This window comes from Mesorhizobium sp. M1A.F.Ca.ET.072.01.1.1 (assembly GCF_004023325.1).
Lineage (GTDB): Bacteria > Pseudomonadota > Alphaproteobacteria > Rhizobiales > Rhizobiaceae > Mesorhizobium.
The window spans coordinates 1-10,881 of record NZ_RZSF01000236.1 but is presented as its reverse complement, the minus strand read 5'-3'; the positions used below and the strand labels follow the sequence as shown (position 1 = coordinate 10,881).

The following is a 10,881-nucleotide window of genomic DNA, read 5'->3' as shown; positions in this document are numbered from 1 at the left end:
CCTTCGCGGCGGGACGTCGAACGTGCCGGGGGCGGCAGGCCTGGCGGCCGCAGCGCGCCTGGCCACGCTGGGGCTTGGCGAAATGACAAAGGTTGCCCAACTGCGCGATCAGCTCGAGGCGCGACTTCTTGCCTTGCGACCCGATGCGATAATTCATTCCCGCTCGGCGGTGCGCCTGCCCAACACGAGTTCGATTGCCTTTCCCGGTGTCATGGCTGACGACGTCACCGAGCAGCTCGCCCTGCGCGGCATCTGCATCGCCACCGGGTCGGCCTGCACGGCGGGCGCTACCGCGCCCTCGCACGTGCTGACGGCGATGGGTGTGTCGCTCGACGATGCGCGCGCGACTCTGCGTTTCAGCCTCTCAGTCAAGACGACCCAGGACGAGGTTGATCGAACTATAACCGCGATCGAGCCATTGCTACGCTCTACTCAATAATGCGATCCCGGCTGCGCCCGCCGCGTGCATCTTCGACCGTCGGGGGTAATTGTAAACGACATGGCCGCGCAAACTCAGAGGACGCGAACCACCGGCGGTTGCTTCTGTGGCAACGTCAAAATCGTGTCGTCGGGTACCCAAAGGGAACGCTGTGAATGAGCAGCTCTTGTTCTGACCCCGGCCTTATCGTTGCTGGGCGTGCTCTTAACGCGATGTCCTCTATTTGAGCCGTTCAGCTTCTGGCCAGCCCCGCGCGCCTTCCCCGCGGTAACGGAAATAGCTTGAGAACCAGCGCAGGAAAATCAGCTCGACAACGAACCAGACAGGCCCCATGGCCAAAGCAACCCAAAAGAGCGGCGCAAACGGAGATGGCGGCAGGCGAAGCCAGACGAGTGTGGCAGCAAATTGCAGTACGCCGATAATTGCGAAAAACAGTCCGTAGCCAAGTTCGGTCAGCATTTTGGAAAGCGCCCGGCGCAGTGTCAGGGATGGGGCGAAATTGACATCGTACTTGTTGATATCAGCCACAAGTTGTTTCAGCTCGGCGGGAGTGCGATCCCCTGTGCCTGAGGCCATGCGGATACATGCGGAATAGAGCCCTGCGTAGCGCATCAGGTTAACGTAGCCCTTGATGGACCGCGACATGAAGTTAGACACAAACGCGAACGAGACGGCCAACACGGCCATCAGGAGAAGCACGTCTGCGTCGGATACGTTCTGGAGTATCCCGGCAATTCCAAGGCGCTGTGAGGTGCCGCCAACGTCGGTCGGGTGCACTTGCAGCGGAGAAAGACGGAGCAGGCTGACAGCGCGGCCGGCAGTATTTCGGAGCTGGTATCGCGCTTCCACGATAGGCGGCGATGGATCGGGGAGAACAGTCTCGCCTTTGCGATCGCCGATGCATACCCGGTAAGCGAGGGTCATACCCTTGTGGTTCCGAAGCGGCGGACGACTTCGACAGCCGAGCTTTCACCGGAAGAGCTGCTGGCCTGCTTCGAACTCATCGAGTTGCAAAAAAGAAAACTGGCCAGCGAGAACGGTGCCCAAGGATTCAATGTTGGCGTCAATGAGGGACCGATTGCGGGCCAGACAGTCGAGCAGCTGCATTTTCATATAATACCGCGCTACCCTGGCGACGTTACCGATCCAGTGGGCGGTGTCAGGAACATCTTCCCCGGCAAAGGCGACTATCTTAGAAAGTCGTAGCCGTCGGCCGCCATGCGCCATTTGCGACACCAATCATCGGTGCGTACCAACAACCTTCACCTCCCCGCGCACTTCAGCCAGGGTCATTCGCCATCGCCCCAGTTGAGGACATCGCGTTGAGAGTACGCTCAGCAACGATAAGGCCGAACGAACACGGAACGGGCCACTCTTTTTGACGTCTTCGAAGCGCCGGCTGGTCCAATCCGGAACCCATCAGGGGTTATGGTGCCCCGCTAATCACCCGCTTTTATTAAGTTTTCGGCTTGGCGTTGTTTACCGGACTTTCAACGCGATGCCCTCTACGAGGCGAAAGCGGGCGGGGCAGGACCGCCTGCAAGGGGCTTCTCCGCTGACTTGCGGGATTGGCAGCATAGGTTCGCCTCATTGCGATTCCTTGGCCGCGAAATGCCTGCGCAGCTCCTCGACGAGTACGCGGGCATTCTCCGAATAGTCGATCGGGACGTCCACCAGATGGACGCCGCCTCCCTTGAAGGCTTCCTCCAGCGTTGGAACCAGCTCCTCCGCTGCGCCGACGCGGGAACCGCTGGCCCCGTACGACTCGGCGTAGCGGACGAAGTCGGGATTGCCGAATGTGAGCCCGAAGTCCGGAAATCCGTCGACCGCCTGCTTCCAGCGGATCATGCCGTAGGCGGAATCGTTGAGGATCATCACGACAAGGTTAAGCCTCAAGCGAATGGCTGTCTCGAGTTCCTGGGAGTTCATCATGAAGCCGCCGTCACCGCATACCGCCATCACGCGGCGCTCGGGATAGAGGAGCGACGCCATGATCGCCGACGGCAATCCCGCCCCCATGGTCGCGAGCGCGTTGTCGAGCAGCAGCGTGTTCGCATGATGGGTGCGGTAGTTGCGGGCGAACCAGATCTTGTACATGCCGTTGTCCAGGCAGACGATGCCGTCCTCGGGCATGACCGTTCTGACGTCGTGTACGATGCGCTGCGGCTTGATCGGAAAACGATCCTCCAGGCTGCGCTCGTTGATCCGCGACAGAATCGTCTGACGAAGCTCGATGATCTTCGTGTCGGGGCTGAGCCGACCCTCGAGCCGATCGGCGAGCACGGCCGCGGTCGTGCCGATGTCGCCAACCACTTCGGCGTCGGGGTGGAACACCTGTTCGACTGTCGCGGACGTAAACCCGATGTGGATAACTTTCGGGCCGCCCTCGTCGCGCATCAGAAATGGCGGCTTTTCAACCGTGTCGTGTCCGATGGCGATGATCAGGTCCGAAATTTCGATCGCATCATGTACATAATCGCGCTCGGAAAGTGCTGCCGTTCCGACATAGAGGTTTGAACCGCCGTCGACCGCCCCCTTGCCCATCTGCGTATTGAAGAACGGGATGCGCATCCGCCGCACGAATTCCGAGAGCGAACCAACCAGCCGGGGGCGATTTCCGGCCGCGCCGATCATGATCAGCGGACGCTTGGCCGCCAGTATCATCTGCGCCGCACGATCAATCGCGTCGGGATGAGCGATGGGACGTTCAAGCGGATGCACCGGAATGAGTGAAACCAAGGGGATCTGCTCGGCCGCAACATCCTCGGGAAGCTCCAGGTGAACGGGCCCTGGACGCTCTTGCGCAGCAACCCTGAAAGCATCGCGCACCACGGTCGGAATGCTGTGCGGGCTGACAATTTGCCGCGTCATCTTGGTCAGCGGCCGCATTGATCCGATCACGTCGACGATCTGAAAACGGGCCTGCTTGGCTGTAAGTATTGGCTTCTGGCCGGTGATCATGATCATCGGCATTGCGCCCAGATGGGCATAGGCCGCGGCGGTCGAGAAATTGAGCGCGCCGGGTCCAAGCGTCGAGATGCAAACGCCGGGCCGCCCGGTCAGCCGTCCATGCGTGGCCGCCATGAAGCCGGCCGCCTGCTCATGCCGCGTTGTGATCAATTCGATCCGCGAGTTGCGCAACGACTCCAGGACGTCGAGATTTTCCTCGCCGGGGACACCGAAGATCCGATCCACTCCCTCATTCTCGAGGGCGGCAACGAGGAGGTCAGAGCCCTTTTTCAAATTTCGGCATCCTTGTGGTTGAAGCGGGACCCAAATCAACGGATCGATCCCAAGCGAAACTGACAATGCCTTGGACCTACTCTATCTCAACGGGGCGGGTATTGTGAACGGAGCGAAGGGGCACTCGCGGATTGTTGTTCAACTTTGTCGAAGGTAGGTTAGCCCGATGAACGACCGCATCCATGATCGGTGGCCGGACATACCGTATGGTCCTTGGCGCGGTACCTGCTCCGCGCTGCATCTTTATTCCCAGATCATAGGGAAATATCGGCTTGCGCGCACGCCCTGGGTGAACCATTCGTGGCACGCGACCCTCTATCCTAATGCTCGCGGCTTCACGACCGGGCTCGTGCCTGATGGAGCTGGCGGGATCGAGCTCAGCCTCGACCTGGTCGACCATCAGGTGGTCGGAGCGGCCACCGACGGACGCACTGCCCGATTTCCGCTCGAGCCGATGTCGGTCGCTTCCTTCCATGCTCACGCATTAGACCTCGTTCGCAGCCTCGGCGGGACGGCGGAGCTGAACGGCATGCCGAATGAAATCCCGAACGCGATTCCGTTCGCAGAGGACCGGGCCGAGCGGCCCTACGATGCCGATGCCGTCGCGCGCTTTTTCAAGGCAAGCATAGCGGTGACAGCCGTACTCCAGACCTTCCGCACCGCTTATCTTGGCAAGGTCAGCCCGGTGCACCTGTTCTGGGGGAGCTTCGATCTCGCAGTGACGCGCTTTTCCGGGCGGCGAGCGCCCCTGCACCCGGGTGGCATTCCCGCCCTGCCCGACGAGATCACCCGCGAAGGCTACAGTCATGAGGTTTCGTCGGCTGGCTTTTGGCCGGGCGGTGGAGCGGTCGACTTTCCCGCCTTCTATTCCTATGCCTATCCGGCACCGGCTGGCTTCGCCGCGGCAAAGATCCTTCCCGACGCCGCATACTACGAAGCGAGCCTTGGAGAATTCCTGCTGCCTTATGACGCGGTGCGCGGAGCAGCCGATCCGGAAGCGATCCTCATGGGTTTTCTCGAGAGCACCTATCGCGCCGCTGCCGACCTCGCGGAATGGGATGCCGCCGCTCTCGAATGCGCAATCGGACAACCTCGCCGACCACGGCGCCTGTAAGTGCCTCCTCGCCGAACGTTCGTAACTGATTGCTCTAGGACCTCGAAAGCGACACTGGCTGAGAGCCTGTACGTGCACTTACAGCCGCAGAACTAAACAGCTGGCGATCGTCAAACGAGCGAATTGCGCGGATATCGTTGAAGAAGTCGGCTCGTAGTCGCGGTTCACATCAATGCGTTCGAAGGTTTGGCGCGCCAGAGAAGATGAGGAAACTGGATAGTCAGGGTGCCGAGCTATGAAGTGGGAAGCCTGTTCCCGCTGCCAAGACGAAGCGACTCGCAATAGCACGGTGGTGCCGGTCGCACGCCGGCGTGCCAGGCGATCTTTCCGCGCGCACGCGAGCTGTCAGAGGATCCCCCAAGCCCGGTAACGTCCCCTGCCCGTGATCTCGCGCAGGCCGAGTTCGGCGACGAGATTAAGCGCGCCACGTGTACTTAACTTCAGCTCCTTTTCGATCATCGCTGTGGAGACGAGCGGCCGGGCGAGCACCAGATCGACCAGTTGCGGCAGCTTCGAATGTCCCCGCCGGCCGCGCAGGCGCCGAGCCATCTGCTCCCGGGCGAGCACCAGCCGATCGTGTTCCTTAAGCCCGGCGACGGCCGCTTCAGTGACGCCCTCCAGAAACCCGATCAGCCGCGCCGTCCTGTCGCGGGCGCGCCGCCTTTCGCGCGGAATGGCGCGCAGCCCGGTGTTGAGACAGACGAGGTGTGCGCTCGTTTTTCGGACCTGCCTGAGCATGGCGCCGACGAGCAGGTGTCCGAGCCAGGGCAGATGCTGCAGCGGTTCTTTTGTTTCCCACGCATCCCATAGCAGGGCGGCGCTCAGCACGGGCGGCTGGCCAGTGGTCCGGTTCAACATGGCCCGCCAGTCCGACAGCCGTTCCTCCTCGTCCCAGTCGGGATCGTAGACGAGCGGATTTTTTTCGTCCGTCGGGACCTGTTCCGGTCGCGAAACCGGCGCGGCGGCGAGCCCGTCGAGCACGTTGCGCGTGCGATCAAGCAGCGCATCGATGGCAGCAAATTCGACGCCTAGGCCATCGTTCAGATCGTCGTTGGCCGACTCGCCCGCCTCTTCATCACCGGCGCCCTCCGCTGCCGTCGCATGACGCTCCGGTGGCAAAGCGTTCTGGGCGCTGGCGCCACGCCCGCGCAATTGGCTTAGGCCGTTCGGGCTCAGCGCCCAGTCCGGCCTGTTGGCAACAATCAGCCGCCGTGCCCGCAGCACCGCATGGGCACGGGTGAGCTCGTGGGTCGGCGTGCGAATGTCCATGTGGGTGTCGTGTAGGACCAGATCCTCGACATGGACAAGCTCGCCCTCGAGCCACAGCGCGGCGGCGGCGTCGAAGAAGTGAGCGCGCGCGACAGAACCTTCGCGCACCGGACTTCTGGCCAGCCGCTCATCGAGGCGCGCCAAAGAATCCTCTGCGGTGACGAGCGGTCCCGCGAGCTCGCGCCACGGGATTGCATCGGTGCGGTCAAGGTCAAAAACAGTCATCGGGTTGTCGTTCCGGCCTTCGTTCTGGCGCTGCCAATTGAAATCCTTAGGCAAAAATCGGCGCACCCGCTCGCGGCCCGCCTCCAGCCTCTCTTGATGCAAACTGGTGACGTCGTAAGCCATTGATATCGCTTTATCCGATTCGACTTGCTGAAGCTATCTTGCGCTTTGCTTCATTCACACTGGGTCTTCTTATGGCGCTGGTTCACTATCGATAATGACCGCTTATCGATAGTGATTGATTTGGAGGCGTAAATCGGCCAGAATCGCCCCCCAAGGCCCGCCGGCGACGTCGCTCGCGAGCAAGAATGAGCAAAAAAGGCCGCCTGTATGAGCGAAGAAAAACCCGTCCGCCTGCCCGACCCCGCCTCCGTCGAAACCGTGCTCGCATCGCTGCAGGCGCAGTCGGCCGACGCCGAGCTCGCCCCCGCCCTCGACAAAACCTTTCCAGGCTTTGCCTTCACCGTCGTGACGATCGACGACCCCTACTGGCGTAACCCTCACGCCGTTGTCGCTGCCGATGGCACGCGCCGCGGCGATCATCGCGCCTGGATCGAGCGCGAGCTGGCCGAACTCAACGGCGATCTGGCTGCGTTCTGGATCCGGCATCGCGAGGACGGTGAAAAATTCGCCGAATGGCGCGGCGCCAGCGCCTTCGCCTTCACGCCGACCGGTCCGGGCGTCGCCGATTTTATCCAGCTCTCGCTCGGCCGCGAGATCGAGGTTTTGGCCGGACCCGTCGTGGATCCCGATTATTGCCCCTATAGCGCCGACGATCTTTTGGAGCCGTCCTGGGTTTCTCGCGATTCCGCTGCCGAGGCGCAGCCGCTCGCAGGACCAGTCTACCGGCTGCGCGGCCGCGCCGGCGGCGGCATCGTTCACATGAGGAGTTTCTTGGCGCGCCGGGCCCGCATCGAACGCGAGCAGCGCGAGGCAAACCGTCCCGAGCTCGAAACCCGCATCATCCGTGAGGTCGGCCCCGACGGCACGCGCGACACCGCGTTTTTAGACGCCAATACGGACTGGTTCGATTCTGTGCCGCGCGAAAACCGCTTTTTTGCCGACTGGGAGCGGTCGAGCGCCTGCGCCCACCGCATTTTTGACCATTGGGCCTTCGACATCCACGATCTCGAAGATCGTGGCAAAAAACGCGAGATCGGTTTTATCCCGCGGCCGCTCAAAATGCCCGCCGGGAAGCTGGCGTTGGAAGAAGGTATTTCGGTGCACCGGCTGATGGAGCTGACCGAGGCGATCGACGCGGAGGTGGGCCTGCCCTTCGCCTGGTTCTTTTTTATGACGCACGGCTACTTTGTCGATCCGGACGTCGGCGATGCGATCGCTGAGGGCCTGCGCCAAGGACGGGTGCGTTTGCCCGATCGAGACGCCGCCGTGCTGCTCGCCTGGGCCGACAAAAAATATCTATTCTGAGCCGCCGTCATGGATCTTCGCCTGCCAAAGCCCGTACCCGACCGAAAACTGCGCCGTGCGGAGGCGCTCGATGCCCTGGATTCGGTGCTGCCATTCGACCGGCGCGATTTTCTGGCCGAACTTTTGACCGACGACGACGTCGCCACCCTGCGTCACCTCGCCAAAGAAGGCATCGGCGAGAATTCCCTGCGCGCCCTGGCCTCCGACCTCGGTTACCTGGAAGCATGGTCGCTGGCCGCCACCGGTTTTGCGCTGCCCTGGCCGGCGCCGGAGGCGCTGCTGATCAAATTCGTCGCGCATCATCTGTGGGATCCCGCAAAACGTGATCTTTTGTCCACGCACGGCATGCCGGAAGACGTGACCGCGGCGTTGAAGTCGGCCAAACTGTTGCGCGTCGATGGACCGCACGCGCCGAACACCGTGCGCCGGCGTCTGTCCAGCTGGTCGACGCTGACCAAATGGCGCGGTCTTGTGGGAAATTTTTCGGCGCCAGGCCTGCAGAGCGCCATAAAATTGGCGGTGCGCGCCAGCGCCCGCCCGCGCGGCCGCAAGAGCAAAAAGGCGGTGACCGCCGATGTTCTGGCCGCCCTGCTGACAGCCTGCGCCGGGGAAAAACTCGTCGACGTGCGCGACCGCGCCCTTCTCATCACCGCCTTCGCGTCCGGCGGCCGCCGCCGCAGCGAAATTGCTTCGCTCCGGTTCGAGCAGATCGTCGAAGAAGAGCCGGTACCCGCCGATCCCAAGGCTCCCGACTCTTTGGACAAACTGCCGTGCCTAAAAATCCGGCTCGGCCGGACAAAGACGACGCAGGCCGACAGCGACGCCTTCGTGCTGCTGGTCGGCCGGCCCGTCCTGGCCCTGAAAGGCTGGCTCGAGCGCGCCGGGATCAGCGAAGGCGCCGTGTTCCGCGGCATCGACCGCTGGGGCCATCTCGAAAAACGCGCGCTGACGCCGCAGGCGGTCAATCTGATCCTCAAGCGCCGCATCGCCGAGGCCGGGTTTGATCCGATGGCGTTTTCCGCCCATGGCCTGCGCTCCGGCTATCTCACCGAAACCGCCCGCCGCGGCATTCCGCTGCCCGAAGCCATGCAGCAGTCACAGCACCGCTCGGTGCAACAGGCGTCCAACTACTACAATGACGCCGAGCGCACGCTCGGGCGGGCGGCGCGGATCATCGTCTGAGCCGCAGATCGATCCGACACATCACAGCTTGCGGCGTCAGCTCCAGGACTATTGGTTCCGAGACAGCCGCGCTTGCCGCCGGCGTGCGCGGCGACCGGTCGGAAGGCGAACGGGGAAAAGTTCTGCGGCCAATCCCTGCGCGCCGAGCTTGCCTCGTCGACCGAGGTCGACGAACGTTTTGTGCAAAAGCAGCTCGGCCACACCTCGGCGGCGATGACACGCAAAATACCAACGCCGACGTGACCGGTTCCGTGTCCATCTCACCAAGGCCTCGAGGCTGTAGGCGACAGAAAGCCCCTCCCCGTTACGCGCCAAACAGCCGCCGGTCCCAGTAGACGGGCTGGTGCAGACTTGTCTGAATCCTTGAAAACTCCGGATGGACCGGGTTGATCAGCACATTGCAATCGAGACGCGCCACGACGCTCGGCACCAGCAGGATGACGCTGCGCCGGTCTAAACACCAGGTTTCGCCAAATCCCTTGCTCACCGTCGCCGGCATCGTGTCCCAGCCGGGCAGTGACGGCTCGGAAAAGACCTCGTAGCTCAGTCCGCGCGGGATTGTGATTTCGATGTAGTGCTGGTTGGGCGGCAGTCGGCCGCTGCCATGCACCAGCTTTTCCAACAGGGCCGTCGAATAGTGCTGGCTGGTGTAGATGAGAGGACTTCCGGGCGTGTTCCACCGCCCAGGCGCGATTGTCGAGCCGGTCGCGTCGAAGATCGGGTAGGTGCCGGCCGGATCGCCGATGCGAAAGGACGATAGCGTGCGATCGAGAGTCTGCGCCGTCACGCAGCGCTGCCGTACTTCAGAGCTGCGAGGATATCGACCACCATTTCGGCGCCGAACTCGCTTAGGATAACGACGTCGATCGGTCGCTTGTCCTCAATCATCGGGTGCGGCCGAAACAAGAAATCGCGCGCTTCCTCTTCGTTCTGCCAGACATCGACAGCAAGACCCCAGACGCGCGCCACGCGGGCCAATCGTGTGCCCTCGTCCGACGAGAGACGATGTACCATCTTGCGCCGCTCATAGGTCGCCTTGGGGATCAGCCGATATTTGAACTGAGCATCGCCAGGCGCCAGAAGTTGCGCAACGCGCTCAAGTGCCCCAATGGGAAGTCCATCCTCGATCCGGGAGATCAGCCCGAATGGCGACCGCGCTGCCACCTCTTTAGCGGGCAGCCCCAACACGTCGGCGACATTTCCGAGCGCTAGCATTTCACTCTCCATTCCATTTGAGGCAAAATATAGCCTCACGTGATGCGCCATGCAAGCCCCGCATCAGCGCGAACCGATCCGCCAACAGTTACCCTGTCATCTTTGCAGTCGCGCCGTTTGCTCGCAATGCCGCCATCAGCATCGGCCCGACCGAAAACTGCCCTGCCCTCGCCTTCTCGGTGAGAACGCGCAGATAGCCGCCAGCTGAATCGATGTGCTGTGCCCGCTGCAGAATGCAGGCAATCACCACAGCGGCGATTTCCTGCCCCATGACATGGCAGGCTTCCTCATAGGCTGACGGCGAAACGCCAAGGTACCCCCGCACCTGGGCGGCGGTTATCATGAGATCGCGCCAGTTGCCGATGCCATCGACGGCGTAGTCCACGATTTCGGGGCAGGCCTTCAGCACCAGCCCCAGCGGATAGGTTTTTGGCGGCTCTGCGGTCCTCGTTAGTGGCTCGGCCGCCGCCCCGCTTTTTTCGAAAGCAGGTTCAAATTCAAAAATAGAGTCGGTATTTGAATCAGATTGCTGCCGCTCGCTTTGGGACTCATTGCCGCCAGGATTCGTGGATTCCATATGGCTTTCCAGCAGCTTATTCACGTCGTCATGCAACGCGGCCAGATCGGCCACGATAGGTTCGCACTCGTCCTACATGAATGCCGAGCAGGCGCAGGATATGCGTGTGCAGACCAAGGGCGAGTTCGGCGGCCTCGGCATCGAGGTCACGATGGAGAACGACCTGGTCAAGGTGATCACGCCGATCGA

The 10,881-nt window shown here is 62.1% G+C and carries 10 protein-coding genes and 3 pseudogenes; 6 read left to right on the top strand and 7 right to left on the bottom strand.

Annotated features, from left to right (window positions below; genetic code table 11):
- On the top strand, positions 1 to 439 hold a 439-nt coding region (locus tag EOA32_RS26140), incomplete at its 5' end, for an aminotransferase class V-fold PLP-dependent enzyme (RefSeq protein ID WP_128373254.1).
- A 219-nt stretch (positions 440 to 658) separates the two neighbouring features.
- Here the strand turns inward: EOA32_RS26140 and EOA32_RS26135 are convergent.
- The 3 genes from EOA32_RS26135 to EOA32_RS26125 form a co-directional block, all read right to left on the bottom strand.
- The gene (locus EOA32_RS26135; RefSeq protein ID WP_189407366.1) at positions 659 to 1,363 is read right to left on the bottom strand and encodes a hypothetical protein; all 705 of its coding nucleotides are present in this window, start codon (positions 1,361 to 1,363) and stop codon (positions 659 to 661) included.
- Positions 1,364 to 1,408: 45 nt separating this feature from the next.
- Entirely contained in the window at positions 1,409 to 1,666 is a 258-nt protein-coding gene (locus EOA32_RS40120) for a hypothetical protein (protein ID WP_245499388.1), read from the bottom strand.
- A gap of 360 nt (positions 1,667 to 2,026) precedes the next feature.
- Positions 2,027 to 3,682 carry an acetolactate synthase large subunit gene (locus EOA32_RS26125; protein ID WP_128373252.1) on the bottom strand — a complete coding sequence of 552 codons (1,656 nt, stop codon included), beginning with the start codon at positions 3,680 to 3,682 and terminating at the stop codon, positions 2,027 to 2,029.
- Positions 3,683 to 3,848: 166 nt separating this feature from the next.
- On the opposite strand from EOA32_RS26125, the gene EOA32_RS26120 reads away from it, so the two are divergent.
- The gene (locus EOA32_RS26120; protein ID WP_245499387.1) at positions 3,849 to 4,796 is read left to right on the top strand and encodes a DUF5996 family protein; all 948 of its coding nucleotides are present in this window, start codon (positions 3,849 to 3,851) and stop codon (positions 4,794 to 4,796) included.
- A 345-nt stretch (positions 4,797 to 5,141) separates the two neighbouring features.
- Here EOA32_RS26120 and EOA32_RS26115 read toward each other — a convergent pair whose 3' ends face one another.
- Entirely contained in the window at positions 5,142 to 6,413 is a 1,272-nt protein-coding gene (locus EOA32_RS26115) for an RHE_PE00001 family protein (RefSeq protein WP_245499386.1), read from the bottom strand.
- A gap of 207 nt (positions 6,414 to 6,620) precedes the next feature.
- Between EOA32_RS26115 and EOA32_RS26110 the strand changes: the two genes are divergently transcribed.
- The 3 genes and pseudogenes from EOA32_RS26110 to EOA32_RS40115 form a co-directional block, all read left to right on the top strand.
- On the top strand, positions 6,621 to 7,718 hold the full coding sequence (locus EOA32_RS26110) for a hypothetical protein (RefSeq protein ID WP_128373251.1): 1,098 nt from the start codon (positions 6,621 to 6,623) through the stop codon (positions 7,716 to 7,718).
- A 9-nt stretch (positions 7,719 to 7,727) separates the two neighbouring features.
- Positions 7,728 to 8,900 (top strand): tyrosine-type recombinase/integrase, encoded by a 1,173-nt coding sequence (locus tag EOA32_RS26105; RefSeq protein WP_128373250.1) that lies wholly within the window; start codon positions 7,728 to 7,730, stop codon positions 8,898 to 8,900.
- 68 nt (positions 8,901 to 8,968) lie between these two features.
- Positions 8,969 to 9,183: pseudogene (locus EOA32_RS40115) on the top strand (integrase); the annotation flags it as partial.
- Positions 9,184 to 9,204: 21 nt separating this feature from the next.
- Here the strand turns inward: EOA32_RS40115 and EOA32_RS26095 are convergent.
- The 3 genes and pseudogenes from EOA32_RS26095 to repC form a co-directional block, all read right to left on the bottom strand.
- Positions 9,205 to 9,687, bottom strand: a complete 483-nt coding sequence (locus EOA32_RS26095; protein ID WP_128373249.1) for an RES family NAD+ phosphorylase — start codon at positions 9,685 to 9,687, stop codon at positions 9,205 to 9,207.
- A complete protein-coding gene (locus EOA32_RS26090; RefSeq protein ID WP_128373248.1) occupies positions 9,684 to 10,115 on the bottom strand; it encodes a DUF2384 domain-containing protein in 432 nt (143 codons plus the stop codon). The genes EOA32_RS26095 and EOA32_RS26090 overlap by 4 nt, the downstream gene beginning before the upstream one ends.
- A gap of 88 nt (positions 10,116 to 10,203) precedes the next feature.
- Positions 10,204 to 10,761 (bottom strand): annotated as a pseudogene (gene repC / locus EOA32_RS26085) (plasmid replication protein RepC); the annotation flags it as partial.
- Here repC and EOA32_RS40110 point away from each other — a divergent pair.
- Positions 10,739 to 10,881: pseudogene (locus EOA32_RS40110) on the top strand (peptidase S41); the annotation flags it as partial. The pseudogenes repC and EOA32_RS40110 overlap by 23 nt on opposite strands.

Bases quoted from the DNA above. Each gene is read 5' to 3' on its own strand.
- EOA32_RS26135 (WP_189407366.1), bottom strand. From the start codon at position 1,363: ATGACCCTCGCTTACCGGGTATGCATCGGCGATCGCAAAGGCGAGACT.
- EOA32_RS40120 (WP_245499388.1), bottom strand. From the start codon at position 1,666: ATGGCGCATGGCGGCCGACGGCTACGACTTTCTAAGATAGTCGCCTTT.
- EOA32_RS26120 (WP_245499387.1), top strand. From the start codon at position 3,849: ATGAACGACCGCATCCATGATCGGTGGCCGGACATACCGTATGGTCCT.
- EOA32_RS26115 (WP_245499386.1), bottom strand. From the start codon at position 6,413: ATGGCTTACGACGTCACCAGTTTGCATCAAGAGAGGCTGGAGGCGGGC.
- EOA32_RS26110 (WP_128373251.1), top strand. From the start codon at position 6,621: ATGAGCGAAGAAAAACCCGTCCGCCTGCCCGACCCCGCCTCCGTCGAA.
- EOA32_RS26105 (WP_128373250.1), top strand. From the start codon at position 7,728: ATGGATCTTCGCCTGCCAAAGCCCGTACCCGACCGAAAACTGCGCCGT.
- EOA32_RS26090 (WP_128373248.1), bottom strand. From the start codon at position 10,115: ATGCTAGCGCTCGGAAATGTCGCCGACGTGTTGGGGCTGCCCGCTAAA.